The sequence below is a fragment of the Halanaerobacter jeridensis genome (genome assembly GCF_016908315.1).
In the GTDB taxonomy this organism is placed as follows: Bacteria; Bacillota; Halanaerobiia; order Halobacteroidales; family Halobacteroidaceae; genus Halanaerobacter; species Halanaerobacter jeridensis.
This window is the reverse complement of sequence record NZ_JAFBDQ010000005.1, coordinates 118,211-135,018: the sequence shown is the minus strand read 5'-3', so window position 1 is coordinate 135,018 and position 16,808 is coordinate 118,211. Positions and strand designations below refer to the sequence as shown.

The 16,808-nt window shown below is 31.3% G+C and carries 17 protein-coding genes; 15 read left to right on the top strand and 2 right to left on the bottom strand.

Annotated elements, in window-relative coordinates:
* Positions 1-163 precede the first annotated feature (163 nt).
* The gene (locus tag JOC47_RS06260) at positions 164-868 is read right to left on the bottom strand and encodes a hypothetical protein (protein ID WP_204701204.1); all 705 of its coding nucleotides are present in this window, start codon (positions 866-868) and stop codon (positions 164-166) included.
* A 178-nt stretch (positions 869-1,046) separates the two neighbouring features.
* On the opposite strand from JOC47_RS06260, the gene JOC47_RS06255 reads away from it, so the two are divergent.
* Positions 1,047-1,955, top strand: a complete 909-nt coding sequence (locus JOC47_RS06255) for a hypothetical protein (RefSeq protein WP_204701203.1) — start codon at positions 1,047-1,049, stop codon at positions 1,953-1,955.
* Positions 1,956-1,976: 21 nt separating this feature from the next.
* On the opposite strand, the gene spoVV is transcribed toward JOC47_RS06255, so the two are convergent.
* Entirely contained in the window at positions 1,977-3,224 is a 1,248-nt protein-coding gene (gene spoVV / locus JOC47_RS06250) for a dipicolinic acid transporter SpoVV (RefSeq protein ID WP_204701202.1), read from the bottom strand.
* Between the two features lie 352 nt (positions 3,225-3,576).
* On the opposite strand from spoVV, the gene JOC47_RS06245 reads away from it, so the two are divergent.
* From JOC47_RS06245 to JOC47_RS06180, 14 genes are all read left to right on the top strand, one after another.
* Positions 3,577-3,723 carry an aspartyl-phosphate phosphatase Spo0E family protein gene (locus JOC47_RS06245; RefSeq protein ID WP_204701201.1) on the top strand — a complete coding sequence of 49 codons (147 nt, stop codon included), beginning with the start codon at positions 3,577-3,579 and terminating at the stop codon, positions 3,721-3,723.
* Between the two features lie 155 nt (positions 3,724-3,878).
* On the top strand, positions 3,879-5,795 hold the full coding sequence (locus JOC47_RS06240; RefSeq protein WP_239550968.1) for a S8 family serine peptidase: 1,917 nt from the start codon (positions 3,879-3,881) through the stop codon (positions 5,793-5,795).
* A gap of 44 nt (positions 5,796-5,839) precedes the next feature.
* A complete protein-coding gene (locus tag JOC47_RS06235) occupies positions 5,840-6,157 on the top strand; it encodes a hypothetical protein (RefSeq protein ID WP_204701199.1) in 318 nt (105 codons plus the stop codon).
* A gap of 14 nt (positions 6,158-6,171) precedes the next feature.
* Positions 6,172-7,263, top strand: coding sequence for a M48 family metallopeptidase (locus JOC47_RS06230; RefSeq protein WP_204701198.1), 1,092 nt, complete (start codon positions 6,172-6,174; stop codon positions 7,261-7,263).
* Positions 7,264-7,535: 272 nt separating this feature from the next.
* The gene (locus JOC47_RS06225; protein WP_204701197.1) at positions 7,536-9,413 is read left to right on the top strand and encodes a C1 family peptidase; all 1,878 of its coding nucleotides are present in this window, start codon (positions 7,536-7,538) and stop codon (positions 9,411-9,413) included.
* A 183-nt stretch (positions 9,414-9,596) separates the two neighbouring features.
* Positions 9,597-10,076: a sterol desaturase family protein gene (locus JOC47_RS06220; RefSeq protein ID WP_204701196.1), complete on the top strand. Its 480-nt coding sequence runs from the start codon at positions 9,597-9,599 to the stop codon at positions 10,074-10,076.
* Between the two features lie 104 nt (positions 10,077-10,180).
* Positions 10,181-10,729 (top strand): spore coat protein, encoded by a 549-nt coding sequence (locus tag JOC47_RS06215; protein ID WP_204701195.1) that lies wholly within the window; start codon positions 10,181-10,183, stop codon positions 10,727-10,729.
* Between the two features lie 287 nt (positions 10,730-11,016).
* Positions 11,017-11,994, top strand: coding sequence for a sulfurtransferase (locus JOC47_RS06210; RefSeq protein WP_204701194.1), 978 nt, complete (start codon positions 11,017-11,019; stop codon positions 11,992-11,994).
* Between the two features lie 72 nt (positions 11,995-12,066).
* A complete protein-coding gene (locus JOC47_RS06205; RefSeq protein WP_204701193.1) occupies positions 12,067-12,978 on the top strand; it encodes a sulfurtransferase in 912 nt (303 codons plus the stop codon).
* A 152-nt stretch (positions 12,979-13,130) separates the two neighbouring features.
* Positions 13,131-14,024 (top strand): nucleoside hydrolase, encoded by an 894-nt coding sequence (locus tag JOC47_RS06200; protein WP_239550951.1) that lies wholly within the window; start codon positions 13,131-13,133, stop codon positions 14,022-14,024.
* Between the two features lie 27 nt (positions 14,025-14,051).
* Positions 14,052-15,332, top strand: a complete 1,281-nt coding sequence (locus tag JOC47_RS06195) for a PucR family transcriptional regulator (RefSeq protein WP_204701192.1) — start codon at positions 14,052-14,054, stop codon at positions 15,330-15,332.
* Between the two features lie 4 nt (positions 15,333-15,336).
* Complete coding sequence (locus JOC47_RS06190; protein ID WP_338035328.1) at positions 15,337-15,987, top strand: YeeE/YedE thiosulfate transporter family protein; 651 nt, start codon at positions 15,337-15,339, stop codon at positions 15,985-15,987.
* Positions 15,988-16,014: 27 nt separating this feature from the next.
* Positions 16,015-16,236 carry a sulfurtransferase TusA family protein gene (locus JOC47_RS06185; protein WP_204701191.1) on the top strand — a complete coding sequence of 74 codons (222 nt, stop codon included), beginning with the start codon at positions 16,015-16,017 and terminating at the stop codon, positions 16,234-16,236.
* Entirely contained in the window at positions 16,202-16,738 is a 537-nt protein-coding gene (locus JOC47_RS06180) for a YeeE/YedE thiosulfate transporter family protein (protein ID WP_204701190.1), read from the top strand. The genes JOC47_RS06185 and JOC47_RS06180 overlap by 35 nt, the downstream gene beginning before the upstream one ends.
* Positions 16,739-16,808: the final 70 nt, after the last annotated feature.

Below are 16,808 nucleotides of genomic sequence, written 5' to 3'. Positions count from 1 at the left end.
GAGGTTATATTTATAGTTAAAGCATTGAACATCAAGAACTATCATTAGTACGAGAAATTGTTGAAATCAAAAGAGATGGTCTAGGGAGGGTGATAAAAACTGTAGGTGGTCGTTTCTGGAAAGAATAATAAAGCACAAATAAACTCATACCTGAATTGAAAAGTTAAGATTTAGGTATGAGTTTTGCTTTGCGTTCTGCTTGGGCTTGGTCAATAAAAATAACATAGTGATTATCTTTTAGATAAATTGCTTCGGCATCTTTAATTTTTGCAATCTTCTGTTGCTCTAATTCTTGGTAGTCGAGGTTAAGAGTAAAGATCTTTTCTTCGGTTAAAACATAATAGCGCTCTTTTTTTCTCACCATATCAGTTGGCTTGCAGTCATTTTTATTCTCTTCTTTTCCAATTCTAGCTCTGGTATTAATCAACTTATTATTAGCAGAATTATACTCATAAATAATACCTGAGCCTAAATTGAAGTTATCTTTTTTACGGCGGTCAATTAAAACAAATGATTTTTTGTAAGGATTATATTCTAAGGATTCAACTTTCTTTTTTTCTCTAAAAGGAACTTCGTGTTTTTGGCTGCAGTTGGGCTTAAGATTAAACTTTTGTTGATCTATACTTAATTGAATAATAGTGATGATACTATCACCATAGATAGCAATTTTGCCTTTGTTTTTATCTTGTCCCATCATACAAATCGCCTCTGGATCCTGCAGTCCCCCTGGAATTTTGATATTTTGCTGCAGTTCCTGTTTTTGATAAATATAAAGTTGATTAGAGTCATCTCCAATTAAAATTTCTGCGCTTTGAAAATAGATTGCTCCTGAAATCTCAGCAACTGCTTCTAAATCTTTCTCTGCCATTGAAATCACTTCCCTAATAATTATAGTTAATATTATGTTAAAAAACGATAATTTTTATAACTAAACAAGGACTAAAAAGGATTTTATTCAATAATAATAATATGTATACCTTTATAAAATCTAATTTATTTTATAATATAGTAATTAATATAATAGTAGAAGAAAGAGGGGATTAAAAGTGGCTGACGACAAAGTTACAGGAGAAGATTTGGAGTTAAATGAATCAAATGATAATTATAGAATAATTAAGGGTAAATTTAAATATGGCAAATTTGAAGATGAAGTAGGAATGTTTATGGCAATTATTGGCTCAGAAGAATTGAAAAGTTGGAATCTAATCATGACTGATAATCCTGAAGCGCAATTAACTCCTGTGGATGGAGACTATATAATTTTTAAAAGAATTTTTGATGGAAATACGATTAAGGAGAAAAAGAGAAGTTATAATTTTAAATATGAATTAAAAGATAAATTAGAAGATTCGGTGGAAAGATTAACTACAGCCACTAAACAAGAGATTGAAAAGTTCTTTGACCGAGAATTACATATATTAGCTAAAGAAAGAATAAAGTTAGATTTAGCAACTGAAGAAATAAGTGCTGAAAAATTAGAAAATGATATGCCCCAGATGTTTCATAATGAAGAGGATCAAGAATTAGAAGAAGAAGTTGAAGATGAAAGTACAGTAGTTCAGTGTTCTGTTATAATTGCTCCAATTAATGGTCAGAAAATAGCTAATATTAATATTGGTGATGAAATATTATTAGAGTTTTCAGGAGCACAGTATGAAAAATATAAAGAGGATTTAGCGGAAGTAATAGAAGAAGAAAATAAAGTGGTGGGAACTTTAGAAGAAGTTAATTATGACCAGGAAGAAGATTCCTATATACTTTTAGTTCATTTTACTTCAGAAATTTATGGTAAAACTAGTATGGATGCGAATAATAATATGAAATTAAAGGTACCTTATCAGCAGGAAGAAGTTGAGATCGAGCAATACAAAGATGTACCTGATTTAATGATTAGTTTGATGTTAGCGGCATTAGCGATTCTGGTCATAATTTTACTCTTGATGAAACTATTCTAAGAAGAAAGACTCTAAAATTAATTAACCAAAGTAATGGAAAGAGATGACTGTAATTCTTTTTATTAAATGCATTATTAAAGATAATAAAATAGAAGCAGTTAAGATAATTAAAATGCCAAAGCTAATTTGAGAAATATACCCTAAGTAATTTATTTTGACATTTAGATATTGGGGACTAAAAGTAACTGGTTGTAATAACTGGCTGCCTAATATATTAGCAGGGCCAACTAATAAATAGGTGATTATACTTGCTAAAAAACCATGAAGAACTCGCGCCCATAAATAAGGTTTAATACGTAAATCTGTGCCATTAATCATAGTCATTACTTGAGCATGAACTGATAAACCGCTCCAAGCAATCACTCCACTAGTAATAACTAATTGCTGATTGAGAGGTGCAGCAGCTTGGCTAGCTAGATTTGAACCATTAGTTATCTCAAATAATCCGCCTACTAATGGTAAAATCATTGTTTTTTTAATGCCTAACGGTTTTAAAATAATGGATAATAAGATTGATAATAATTTGGTAAATCCTATGTCAGCTAGAATTTGGGTTAAGACAGAAAAGAAGATAATAAAGCCCCCAATTAATAATAAAGTGTTGACCGCTTCTTTGATTGCATCCCCTAATAATTGTCCAAAAGAACGACCATCTTCGCGTTGAGCTTGATAAAGTTTTTTAAAGGCGCGATTGATAATATTTGATGCGGTGTTATTTTCTTGTGCAACAGTAGTTTGGTCATTAGTGCTAGGATTATAAAATCTCATTATAAATCCTACTGCTAAGCAAGATAGATAATGGGCCAAGGCTAAAACCAGACCTAGTTCTGGGCGAGCGAACATTCCGACAGCAACAGCCCCTACCATAAACAGCGGGTCGGCTGTATTTGTAAATGAAATCAAACGTTCTCCTTCAGCTTGTGTACATAATTGTTCTCTGCGCAACTGCGCAGTTATTTTGGCCCCGATAGGATAACCCGAAGCAAGTCCCATCGCTAGAGCAAAAGCACCTACTCCTGGTACTTTAAAGAGAGGTTTCATCAATGGTTCTAATAGCACACCTAAAAAATGTACTACTCCTAACCCCATTAATATTTCTGCAATAATGAAAAAAGGTAATAAAGCTGGAAATACTATTTTCCACCAGGTATCTAATCCTTCCACAGCAGCAGAAAATCCTGATTCTGAAAAAAGAATTAGGGAAATAGTAAAGGCTACTGCAACTAAGGCTTTAAAATTTATAATGCTTTTACTAATTTTTTCTGTCATTTTGATTCCTCCTTACTCGAGTCCTATTTCAATAATATTGATGTCTAAGAATAAATATTACTTTTAAAATAAAATTAACAGTTTTATAAAATGTCATAAAATAACATTTTATAATAATTTTGAAAAATACTTTAAATTTTAGAAATAGATGATATAATATAATCAATCCTAAGATTTTTAGTAAAGAGAATAAATTAAATTTAATGGACTCTGTTTAATGAGAGCGAGGTTAAATGACTACAATTAATAGTATAAAAATACTATTATGTAATATTTTTCAAAAAACTCTTTATTTTTTTCTTTGGATTTGATATAATATGATTAATAATAATTATATAAAGGGTGATTTTAGATGCCAATTGAAATAGAAAGTTTGAGAGAAGAATTAAAAAACAGAGTTGAAATAGTAGAAAAAGACTTTTTGCATGGTTCTGTCCTAAAGTTAAGTCGTAAATTGGATAAATTAATAATTCAAAAAATGAAAAGTGTTAAAAATTAAATTAATTATTAATATATCTCCTGCTGTGGGAGATTTTTATTTTTAGAGATAAAAAAAGGCTTTATTCAATAAATATAGAAGATATTTAATACTACTAAAAATAAGGAGTGGTTAAGATTAAAAGGAATTATTTAATTAGCAGCTTATTAGTAGTGATGTTGTTGTTAACAGCTTGTAGTGGTGAGGAATCAACTACTACTCATTATAATTTAACGATTACTACTGAAGGGCAAGGTAGTGTTTCACCTAGTTCAGGGTCATACAAAGAAAATGAAGCATTAAACTTAGAGCCTGACCCAGATTCTGGTTGGTTTTTTAAAGAGTGGCAAGGTAGTATTAGTGGTGATCGAAATCCTTATCCTTTAGTAATGGATGCAAACTATACTATTACAGCTGTATTTGAAGAGATAGATCAGTTATCATTAACAGGAGAAGTGAGAGTAAGTAATAAAACTGCCGAATCAGCATCAGAATCGATTACTATTAGACAAACAGATATTAAATTTAATTCTCAACCTAAAGTAAAGTCTAAAATAAATTCTATAGCGAATACTAGGGAGCAAGAACAATATAAAAAAGAAGAGATTATTATTAAATATAAAGCAACTACTTCTTTGCAATCTATAAAGCGGTTAGAGCAAAAAAATAATTTAAGAAAGATATCTAAAATATCTAATGAGTCAGAAAAAATAATTCATTATCAACTACCTAAAGATTTGGATGTGAAGAAAGCAGTTAAGAAGTATAAACAATTAGAGCAAGTAGAGTATGCACAGCCTAATTACATTTATTATGCTACTAAAATACCTAATGACGAAGATTATGAAAATTATACTCAAAATTCTTCAACTCAGCTTAACTTAGAAGCTGCTTGGGACCAACAGACAGGTGATTCTAAAGAAATTACAGTAGCTGTAGTTGATACTGGAATTATACCAAATCATCCTGATTTACAGGGACGAATTAGTTCGGCTGGTTATGATTTTGTGGATGGTGATAGTAAACCTTATGATTTAAGTGCTAATAGTCATGGGACTCATGTAGCAGGGATTATTGGGGCAGTTGCGAATAATGAAATTGGAGTAACAGGTACTAATTGGAATATTAATATTGTACCAATTAGAGTTTTAGGAACAGATGGTAAAGGTAGTGGTAATATTGTTAAAGGAATTAAATTTGCTGCTGGATTAGCAGTAGAAAATAATACTGGAAAAGAAATAACAATTGATGAAGAAGTAGATATTATTAACTTAAGTTTAGGAGGGAATATTTCTGGTAGTGATAAAGATAAAACAATGAGAGATGCTATCAATGAAGCTACTAGTAAAGGGATATTGGTTTTTGCTGCTTCTGGAAATGGTGTTTATAATGAAGATACTAATAGATATGAAGGTATCTCTGATGTTTTAGAACCAGCAAGTTATGATAGTACAATGGCAGTGGGTGCTGTAAATTCAGATAATTCATTGGGGTCTTACTCTAATTATGGACCTGCTTTAGATTTAGTTGCTCCTGGGACTGGTATTTATAATACAACAGGCTATTATGACTCAAATAATGATAGTTTTATTCCTATTTATGATACTATGACAGGTACTTCAATGGCCACACCTTATGTCAGTGGAGTAGCTAGTTTATTATTAGCCGATGGAGTTAGTCCTAGTGAAGTTGAAGAGAGATTAAAAGATACAGCAGTTGACTTAGGAGAAGAAGGAAAAGATGAAAAATATGGTTATGGCTTAGTAGATGCTTATGGAGCATTATTAAATAGAAAGTTAGGCCCACCTAAAGTATTTGCAGCAACTAAAAGTGGTGATGATTTGACTGTAGTGAGTGAAGTGCGAGAATTTGCTAATAATACTACTTATGGTTTGGATCAAATTGATGCTGATGAAGTATACATTATCGGCTGGCGTGATGTAAATAATAGTGGTCGAGTCGATCAAGGTGATTATTATGGTCAAATTGGTCCGATAACAGTTAATGATTATAGTCAAAATAATGATTTATATCTAAATTATATTGGCCCAACTACGCGTGATGTACCTATTACAGTTAATGGTTTAAATTAATAATATAAAATAATGTCACTTGATTAAATTGAGGTGATAAAAAAATGAAAGCAAGATTTTATTTAGTTGTAGTTTTAGTCAGTTTAGTTTTACTTCTAACTGCTTGTAATGGAGTTGGTAATTTAAGAGTCAATGTCTATAATCAACAACAGTCATTGATGAATGATGTCTATGTAGGGTTATATACTGCAAATTTTAAAAGAAGAATAGATTTTCAATATACTACACGAGGAGAAGTACGATTTAAAGCTTTAGAACCAGGAAGTTATGGTCTGAAAATAATAAAACACAATGCTAAGAAACAACTACGTGTACAGGTGCAAAGTGATCAAAACAATTATCTTAAAGTTGATTTGTATTGATGGGGGGGAGATTAATGTCACGAAAATATAAATATTGTTTAACGTTAGTAGTACTTATAACCCTACTATTGACTTTAAGTTATTCTACTGTGGCAGTTTCTGATTTAGAGAAGAAAATTTCTAAACAAAATATGAAATTGTATATTGAAAAATATGGAGTTGCAGACTTAAAACAAGAAGAAAAAGAAGAAATAGATAATCTCTTCCATAACTTAAGTTCTGAAGCCAAAAAAGATGCTCCAGAACTTAAGTTTCAGTATCGAGTTATTGATGCTCCAGTTATGAATGCTGCTTATTTAGGTGATGGCAGAATGATATTATTTAAAGGATTAATTGAAGAAACGGAAAATAATAATCAATTAGCAGCAATTATAGCCCATGAATTAGGTCATGGTGTTAATGGAGATATTGAAGAAAAATTAGAATGGATTCAAACAATCCAACTAGGAACGTTATTAGCAGATTTAGCAGGTGATGGAGAAATAAATGAGGATCAATCTAGTCAGATTGCATCTATAGCTTTAAATCTTTTACAGAAGGGATATAGTCGAACCCAAGAAAAAGATGCAGATTATTATTCGGTCTTTTTAACTAAAAGAGCAGGATATGATCATTATGGAGCAGTAGGAGTGATGAAACTACTGAAAAGAAAGAGTGAAGCACCTACAGATTCAGAGTTATTAGAAATATTTTCTGAACATCCTAATTTAGATAAAAGAATTAACTATTTAACGGAATTAGCTACTAAAGTAGAGGCAGCAGATAAATATTATTATTCTCCAATTGCTACTGCTAGAAGATTTACTAAAGGGCTATTAAAAGAAGATTTTCAAGAGGTATATGCTACTTATAGTTCTCGGGTCCAAAAGCAATTATCTTTAGCTCAATTTAAAGAACAAAAAAAGTTCAAAACAGTTCAGCAAAAAATGAATGCTGTAAATAATAATAATACAACTTATCAAATTGATTTGCGGAATCAAGTAGAAGATACAGCACGAGTAGCAGTTTTGTTTAACAAAAATAATAACTCAACATTAGGATTAGCATTGGATTTGAAGAAAAGTAATTATGGATGGAAAATTTCTAATGGTCCTACCTTTTATTAAAACAAAACATTAAGTTCTAAAACTCTCCTTCGGGAGAGTTTTTTTATTTAGCCCTTAACTTTTGTGGAAAAAAATGGTATAATAGCACTAACAATATTTCCATATATTGTAATTAATGTATTTAATTTTTTGGATCAAGAAAGAATATTTTGTTTTTATTATAGCGTAGAATAAAAATTATTCTACCTAATTTTAAATTTTGCTATAAGAATATCTACATGTAGATATATTAGTTTATAATCTTTCTATTAAAAAAAGGAAGGTGTTAAATTATGTTTTTATTATCCAAAAAGAAGTGTTGCTTAATTTTTGTTCTGGTTTTAATTGTAGTGTTAACGGGATGTTCTAGTGATGAAGACGTGAGTAAAAATCAGAAATTAGTTCTGCAGTCGGTAGAAGTAAGGGATGAAAATAATTTAGAGGCTACTTTTAGTAATGGTCAGGTTAAGACGATTAGAGATTTTGCTCTCCAACCTTTAGAAGAAGGAAGGCATAAAGTTGAATTCACTTATAATGGGGTGAAGTATCAGCAGCAGGTGGATTATAATCCTTCTAAGTGGCAGTGGGAGAAAGTAGCAGTAACTGAAGTAGAAGGCCTTAGTGTTTTAGAAGTTATCTCTGAGTCAGAAACAGTATATTTAGACAAATTATTAGTAACTGATGATTTAGATTATGTCCCTAGTAAAGATGATAAAGGTTTAAATGCTAATTCCTTTGATAATCATTTTTATTTTGAAGCCGAAGAAGCTAGCCGTCAAGAAGATTTCACTTTAGAGATAGAAAAAAGTAATCAAGCTTCACAAAAGAAGTATGTTGTAGTGGCAGAAAAAGGCGATAAGAATCAGTTGAAATACAAATTTAATTTATCAGCAGAAGTAGCGGTCTGGCTTAGAGTATCTAAAGCAAATACACTTAGTGTTAGTCTAAGCAAGGAAAATCTACCTCAAGCTAAAGAGTTTGAGACTGGTAATCAGAAATATAAGTTAGGTCTAAGCTTAATGAAAGAAGAGGAGTATAATGAGTTACCAAAATTAAAAACTTTATCTAATGTAACTGCTCCTTCTCAAGTTGATTTATCAAATGATATGCCGCCAGTTGGTAATCAAGGATCGCAAGGTAGTTGTGTGGGTTGGGCAACTGCTTATGCTTATAAAACTTATCAAGAAAAACAGGATCATAATTGGAATGTCAATAGTAGGGACAATCAATTTAGCCCAGCTTATGTTTATAATCAAATTAACGGTGGTCAAGATAGAGGGTCACATGTTAATGATGCATTGAACTTAATTAAAAATCAAGGAGTTTGTCCATTGTCAGTAATGCCTTATGATGATAATGACTATTGGACTCAACCTAATTCTCGCCAACGTCAAGTAGCTAGTAAATATAAAGCAAAAAGCTGGGGTACTTTAGCGGCAGGAAATGTTAGTGCTATGAAAAATCATCTAGCAGCAGGAGATGTAATTACTGTAGCCATTCCAGTTTATCAAGATTTTAATGTCTCTAATTCTAATCCGATTTATGATAATACTTATGGTAATTTATCAGGTTGGCATGCGATAACTTTTGTAGGTTATAGTGATAGTAAAAGAGCTTTTAAGTTGATTAATTCTTGGGGTTCTCGATGGGGTTTTAATGGCTATGGTTGGATGTCTTATGATTTGGTAAATAGGCTAGATATAAGAGGTTACATCATGACTGACCAACAAACAAATGACAATAACGATAATGATGATAACGACGATAATGAACCAGAACCTAATCCAGAGCCAAGTAATAATCTCGCTTTAAATAAATCTCTAAGAGTATCAGGATATTATTCAAATTACTATCCTGCGAATATAGTTGATGGTGATAATTCTAGCTTTTGGGCAGTGAGATCTTATAATAATGCTTGGGTTTATGTTAATTTAGGTAGTAGAAGAGATATTTCAAATATGAAAATCAAATGGAGTAAAAGAAATTATCCTCAACAATATTATGTTCAAAGATGGAACGGTAGAAGTTGGGAAACAGTCAAGACAATTAGAAGTAATGGAGATTGGGATGAATTTAATAGTTCGTTTTCAGCCCAATATGTCCGAATTTACTGTACAAACAATAATTCATATTACTATACTATGTATGAATGGAAAATATTTGGTAATTAAATAAATGATGTACAGGTAAAAGGCTTCCGTGAGGAAGTCTTTTATTATTAAAAATATAAAAAATAATAATCTTCAACAATAATTATAAAAATACTAAATTGTTTTTAAAAAAGGAAAGGTAGTTATAATCTAGAAACTATTATATAAACAATAGATTGAATTATCTAAAATGAGGTGGAAATAATGGGAAGGTTAATGATTATTATTATAGCTTATTTATATGCTACCTTCATTGAATACTGTGTTCATCGATTTTATATACATGATTTGATTAGTCACCAGCATTCAGAAGAACATCATCAAGAATTTGATTCTAATAAAATTAGATTTAGAGATAATGAAGCTAATCCCGAAGATGTTTTAGCAACTTTTGATTATTTAATATTGCAAGTCATTTGTGCTAGTCCCGGTATAATTTTATTGTGGTGGACTAATCGTTTTAATGCTTTATTAGTTTTAGCAGTTATTTTAATTTATATCGTGTGGACTGAGATAATACATCTTCATTTTCATTGGCCTACTCAAGCAATAATTGAGAAAAATAATTTATTTAAGACATTACAATGGCATCATAAAATTCATCATCGCAATCAAAAAAATAATTTTGGTATTGGTTCTGAATTATGGGACTATTTATTTTCTACTAAACAGACTCGTAATTAAATAGTGAATTTTATAAATGGAATAAATTAGTTACAATTATAATAAATATTTTTTGCCTCTTTGTTTATACTAGTTATGACCGATTAAAACAGAGGGGGAAAAAAATGCAAATAACTAGTAAAGAAAAAACTTTAATTTCTGACACATTAACTGCAGAGGAAATCTGTAATCAAAAGTACAAATATTATGCTTCTAATGCTAGCGACCAAGAGGTGAGAGATTTATTTTCTGATTTAGTAAAGCAAGAAGATCAGCACGTACAAATGTTAAATGATGCTTTAAATGGGAACTTTGATATTGAAGCAGCTCAGGAAAGAAGTGGTGATTTCCGCCAGAAGAGTAAGAAGCAAAGTGGTAAATCTAATATTAAAATGACTGATAAAAAAGCTGATATGGAAATTGCAAAGACTTCTATGTCTGCTAAAAATACTGAGGATGTAGAAGGGTTAGATGATCGTCAAATATTACAAGATGCCTTAATGACGGTCAAACATCTTTCAGGGAATTATGATATTTCTATTTTAGAAGCTGCTAATAATGAAGTTTTCCAGACTTTAGAACAGATACAACATGATAAACATCTTCATAAACAAGAGATATTTCAATTAATGAATCAAAAAGGTTGGTACTCTATAAATCCTGCTCAATCATAATTAAAAAAATAAGACCGGCTTTTTCAAAAGTCGGTCTTATGATCATTTAGTCTAAAAAGGATATAATTGTTAATTATGGTTTTTTAATAAAGATAAGATGACTTAATTAAGTAAATTGCATCTATTTTTCTGTCTAATTGTAGAAAGTTACAAAAATCACAATTATAAATTGTTTTTTATTACTAATGACAAAAGCTGATAAAATGGATATGATTATTAGTGTTAAGGATATATTTTTTATTTACTTTGTGAAAAAATATTCAAATCAAAAAAGTGGAGGGGATAAGATGTCGAAAAAAGCAATTGCAGGAATCGTGGTAGTATTAATATTAGCTGTTGGTGGATTTGTAGCATTCGATAAGTTAAATACGAAAGGAAATGTAAGTGAAAATTATGTTCCAATTGAAGAAAGAGGTTATGCTCATCCAGAATCTTTAATTAGTGCCAAAAGATTAAAAGAGATTAAAGGACAAGATGATGTAAAAGTTTTTGACTTTAGACATCCGGCTAAGTATAAGTTAGGACATGTACCAGGAGCAATTCAAATTTATCGTAGTGATGAAGAAAATCCTAATGCTGAATATGGTGGTATGAGAGCTACACCAGAGCAGATGGAAAAGATGCTGCAGGAAAAAGGAGTTAATAATGGAGATTTAATTGTTATTTATGATGATCGTGCTGACTATGATGCATCTAGAATGTGGTGGATCTTAACTATGTATGGTTATGATAATGTTAAGTTATTAGATGGTGGAATTGTGCGCTGGAAAGGTTTAGGCTATGAAACTTCTACTAGTGCTCCAGACTTAGCAAAAGGTAACTTTACATTTGATAGAGACGAAATGGAAATTGATAAATGGTTAGCTACTGACCAAGAAGTACAAAAGGCTATTGATGATGAAAGTATTGTAGCTTTAGATACTCGTTCTGAGAAAGAATATATGGGTAGAAGTGATAGAGGAGATAGATCTGGTCGTATTCCAAGCTGTACTTGGATTGAATGGAAGGAAGCAGTTAATGGAGGTAAATCTGAAGGACCTCGTACTTTCAAAACGGCTGCAGAATTAAAAGAGGTATATCAATCTAAAGGAGTTACTCCAGATAAGACAATTATGCCTTATTGTCAATCTGCTGTAAGATCTTCTCATACAACTTTTGTGTTAACTCAATTATTAGGTTATGAAGATGTACAAAACTATGATGGATCTTGGATTGAATGGAGTGCTAAAAAAGATTTACCAGTTACTGATCCGACTGAAGAGTAATTGGCTTTTAATAAGTCCTGCTTTGCTGCAGGACTTATTCTAATTAAAACTTTAAAACTGGAGGGGTTAAAAATGAAAAAAATTATGCTGATGATGTTAGTGGCTGTTTTAGTTGCAGGTTTTAGTCTTTCAGGGGTTGCTGCTGATAGAGGCTATGCTAATCCAGAGATGGTAATTTCAGCTGAAGAACTGCATTCAGATTTAGAGTCTGGAGAAGATATTGCCATTTTAGATGTTACAAATAAAATGAACTATACTAAAGCACATATTCCTGGTGCAGTTAGTATTTGGGGCGGAGAAATGGCTACAACTAATCAAGTTAAAGGTGAAGATGTAAAAGGATTAATTTTACCACCGCAAGAATTTGAAGATGTAATGGAGGAAAAAGGGATTAGTAATAATACTCGCGTAGTTGTTTATGACCATAGTGGAGGTTTATGGGCAACAAGAGTCTGGTGGATGCTACAGGTATATAACCATCAAGGACAAGTACAACTGCTAGATGGCGGGATCAAAGCTTGGCAGAATAAAGATTATGATGTCAATCATTTACCTGAAGGAGCAGATGAAGGTAGTTATACAGTGAATAAAGTTAATGAAGATATGATCATTTCTACTTCTGAATTAAATAATAACTTAGGTCAATCAGATTTTGCAGTAATTGATACTAGAAGTGCTGCTGAATATAAGGGAGAAAAAGCTTTAGGTGGCGCTAATAGAGCTGGTCGCATTCCAGGAGCAATTCATATCGAATGGACTGAAAATTCGGATGAAAATGGTTTATTAAAACCTGCATCAGAATTGAAAAAGTTATATCAAAACCATGGTGTGACTCCAGATAAAGAAATAGCAATGTATTGTCATACATCTGTAAGAGCTACTTATAATTATTTTGCTTTAAAATTAATTGGGTATCCAAACCTTAAGATCTATGATGCAGCATGGGTCGGTTGGGCTAATGATCCATCTTTAGAAATTGAATAGAAAAAATATGACTTAAACCTGTTGCTATTTATCGGCAACAGGTTTTTTTATGAGAATTTATCAACCAGAAATTAATTAGTTATTGACTTATAAAAAAGGAAAATAGTATTTTATGTAGAAAATAAAAATATAGTCAATTAAAATTTGGAGGGATGATTGTGGAAAAGGTTTTATTTGATTGCGATAATACAATGGGGTTAGCTGAAAAAGATGTAGATGATGGAATAACATTATTATATTTATTAGGTCGTAATGATGTTGATTTAGTAGGGATTACTAGTACTTTTGGTAATGGAAGTGTAAAAGAAGTAAATAAAGTAATTACGAGAATGCGTGAAGAATTAAATATAAAAGATGTTCCTTTTGCTAAAGGTGCTGGTGATGCTGGTGATTTTAATACTGCAGCAGCTGAGTTTTTAGTAGAAGAAGCTAAAAAGAATAAAGGAGAGGTAACTCTGCTAGCTACAGGTGCTTTAACAAATTTGAAAGCTGCTTGCCAATTAGATCCTCAGTTTTTTAGTTATTTAAAGGAAATTAAAGTTATGGGTGGGATTACAGAAAAATTGTCTTTTGGTGAAAAAGAGATTGGTGAACTTAATTTTTCTTGTGACCCTGAAGCTGCTAAGTTGGTATTAGAAGCACCTGTACCTGTAATGGTTGCTACAGGTAATATGTGTTTGAATGCTTTCTTTAATTCAGATGACTGGCAGTGGTTACAAAATCAAGAGGAAGAAAGCTATCAATACATTGCGAAGCACATAGAGCAGTGGTATTATTATGGACAACAATTAGTGGGGGAAGTAGGATTTCACTTATGGGATTTAGTACCAGCAGTACATATTACTCATCCTGATTTATATACTAAACAGTATTATCAGCTTCATTCTGATGTAGAATATTTAACTACTGGGCAATTAAAATTAGAAAAGGTTGCAAATAAAAAAGATAAAATAAAGGAACCGGGAATTATAAATATTCCGACTGAAATTAAAGACCTAGATCAATTTAAAGAATTGATTTTTACAGCATGGAGTGCTATAAAATAAGATTGGGAGATGAAGGGGTTTAAAGATATGAGTGAATTAAATGAAGTATTGAAATTACAAGATAAGTATCATGATATTTTAATTAAAGATGCAGGATTAAGAACACTTTGCGATTTATTGACTGAAGAAATTAATAATTCAGTTTTTATTTTTGATAAATTTAAAGAAAATGTGCTTTATTTAGCTCGAGAATTGCGTGATAAAGATAGTGATTTTTATTCTTATTTAGATCAGAAAGAGTTTGAAAAGAAGGAAGTTGTAAAAAATAAATATGATATTGATTTAGAAAGAGTAGTTTATAAATGGAAGATAGAAGAGGTAGAAGAATTGCAAATTAAGTTAGAAAGTGAAGAAGAAACTTTTGGTTATTTAGTTATTTTGGAAGAAAACAAATTACAGGAACAGGATTTTTTAGCTATTAGGCAAGCAGTTTATGCCTTAACTTTAAAATTGCACCAAAATAATTTGATTCAAAATTTAGCTCGTAAATGTAGTAATGAATTGATAGAAGATTTATTACAGGGGAAAATTAAAGACAAAAATGAAATTATTAAGCGGGGAGAATTAGCTGGTTGGGATTTAACTGTACCTTATCAAATGTTCATTATTAGTTTTAAATCAGATGCAACTTTGACTAAAGAAAATGGTGAACGTTCACTTTATAAATATGAATTAGAAGAAAAAGTGATTCATAGTCTGCATCGGATTATTAGAACTACTTTGTCAACAAAATATATTACTTTTTCTTATGATGACGATATTTTATTATTAATTCATTACCAAGAACAAAGTGATGAGATTAAATCTGATATTAAGAACATTTCTGAACAATTAAGTAATAAGTTTAATCAACTTAAGTTTTCTATTGGTGCGGGATGTTTTATTGAGGACTGCTCACAAATCTCGAAAAGTTATCAACAAGGTCTTTATACTTTAGATTTTTTAGCTGCAACTAATCAAGAACAACGTGTTTTCTTTTATAAAGAATTAGGGGTTTTACGATTATTGTGGCAACTAGATAAAGAACAATTAGCTGATTTTGTTGATGAATTTTTAGCAGATTTACTTGATTATGATCAAAATAACAACACAAATTGGATTGAAACGTTAGGGGTTTATCTTAAAACTGGTGGGAGCATTCAACAATCAGCTAATTTATTGCCGATTCATCCTAATACAATGCGTTATCGTATTAACCGGATTCAAGAAATTTTGGGTGTGGACTTGCATGATTTTGAAGTGAGAAGTAATTTAGCAATTGCTTATAAAATTAATAAATTTATTACTAGAATCGGGGAAGGAGAGTAACTTTGTGGCAGATAAAAAAAGATTGAATTCCAGTGGATTAGGAATACAGAGAAAAGTAGGAGGGGGATTTTTATTAATTGCATTAGTAATTTATATTGTTTTATATTTGTTTTTGCCTCCTCTTTTTGCTTATTCTTGGTTGCTTGGATTAGCATTGGGATTTATTTTACAGCGTTCAAGAATTTGTTTTACTGCTGCAATTAGAGATCCTTTATTATTTGGAATGACAGAATTGAGTCGGGGATTGATATTATCTTTAATGATTAGTAGTCTTGGTTTTGCTGCATTGCAGTACTATCGTTTAAGTCAAGGGTTATCACTAATTGGTAGGTTTGTACCTTTAGGCTGGCATATTCCAATTGGAGCCTTTATTTTTGGTTTAGGCGCTGCTATTAGTGGAGGTTGTGCTTCTGGAACTTTGATGCGGATTGGTGAAGGATTTCAAATGCAGTTAATAGTTTTAATTGGATTTGTTTTGGGTTCTACGCATGGTGCTTATGATGCAGGTTGGTGGTATCAATTAATTGGTGAGCAAGAAGTAACACACTTACCTACCATATTAAACTGGCCAAAAGCTTTATTGTTACAATTGGGATTATTAATAATGTTATATTTATTTGCTTATTGGTGGGAAAAGTATCAATTTAGAAGTTAGGTTTTAAAGAAGGGGGTTAATTTGAGGATGAATAAGTTAGACTGTATCGGTGAGCCATGTCCTCTGCCGTTAATGAAAGTAGAGAAAAAAATTGAGCAATTAGAAAAAGGAGAGGAGTTAAAAATAGAAGTTGACCATACTTGTGCAATGACTAATGTTCCTGAGTGGGCCCGCAAAAGGGGCTATAAAGTGAAGAGTGAAGAGGTGAGTTTTGGTGAATGGGAAATTACGATTACCAAAACAGATTAAAAAAATACTAACAAAAATTTTTGTAAGACCCTGGCCTTATTGGGTTGGTGGATTATTAATAGCTATAGCTAATATTATTTATTTAGCAGTAACTAATAAATACTGGGCGATTACTACAGGTTTTGCTCGCTTTGGCGCTTGGTTATTAGAAATTGTAGGTATTGAAGTACAGACCTGGGCTGTTTGGGACTATTATGAATATTTACGGCCCTGGAAAGATAGATATACTTTTTCTAATTTAGGAATTATTATTGGAGCTTTAATTGCTATTTTGTTAGCTGGACAGTTCAAATGGAAAAAACTAAAGAATAAAAAACAATTTTTCTTAGCTTTAGGCGGTGGCTGGTTGATGGGCTATGGAGCTCGAATTGCTATTGGCTGCAATATTGGGGGATTGTATAGTGCGATTTCTTCTTTAGCCTTGAACGGTTGGTTATATCTACCTTTTATTGTGCTCGGAATTTTAATAGGCAGTAAATTACTGCAGAAGTGGCTGGTGTGAATGATCTTTTAGCTATAAGCAAAAGTAATATAAGCGGTGAGTATTGAGTTATGGAGTGTGAGCTAGTCAA

Coding starts and splice junctions, on each gene's coding strand:
- JOC47_RS06260 (WP_204701204.1), bottom strand. CDS start 868: ATGGCAGAGAAAGATTTAGAAGCAGTTGCTGAGATTTCAGGAGCAATC.
- spoVV (WP_204701202.1), bottom strand. CDS start 3,224: ATGACAGAAAAAATTAGTAAAAGCATTATAAATTTTAAAGCCTTAGTT.
- JOC47_RS06245 (WP_204701201.1), top strand. CDS start 3,577: ATGCCAATTGAAATAGAAAGTTTGAGAGAAGAATTAAAAAACAGAGTT.
- JOC47_RS06240 (WP_239550968.1), top strand. CDS start 3,879: ATGTTGTTGTTAACAGCTTGTAGTGGTGAGGAATCAACTACTACTCAT.
- JOC47_RS06235 (WP_204701199.1), top strand. CDS start 5,840: ATGAAAGCAAGATTTTATTTAGTTGTAGTTTTAGTCAGTTTAGTTTTA.
- JOC47_RS06230 (WP_204701198.1), top strand. CDS start 6,172: ATGTCACGAAAATATAAATATTGTTTAACGTTAGTAGTACTTATAACC.
- JOC47_RS06225 (WP_204701197.1), top strand. CDS start 7,536: ATGTTTTTATTATCCAAAAAGAAGTGTTGCTTAATTTTTGTTCTGGTT.
- JOC47_RS06220 (WP_204701196.1), top strand. CDS start 9,597: ATGGGAAGGTTAATGATTATTATTATAGCTTATTTATATGCTACCTTC.
- JOC47_RS06215 (WP_204701195.1), top strand. CDS start 10,181: ATGCAAATAACTAGTAAAGAAAAAACTTTAATTTCTGACACATTAACT.
- JOC47_RS06210 (WP_204701194.1), top strand. CDS start 11,017: ATGTCGAAAAAAGCAATTGCAGGAATCGTGGTAGTATTAATATTAGCT.
- JOC47_RS06205 (WP_204701193.1), top strand. CDS start 12,067: ATGAAAAAAATTATGCTGATGATGTTAGTGGCTGTTTTAGTTGCAGGT.
- JOC47_RS06200 (WP_239550951.1), top strand. CDS start 13,131: ATGATTGTGGAAAAGGTTTTATTTGATTGCGATAATACAATGGGGTTA.
- JOC47_RS06195 (WP_204701192.1), top strand. CDS start 14,052: ATGAGTGAATTAAATGAAGTATTGAAATTACAAGATAAGTATCATGAT.
- JOC47_RS06185 (WP_204701191.1), top strand. CDS start 16,015: ATGAATAAGTTAGACTGTATCGGTGAGCCATGTCCTCTGCCGTTAATG.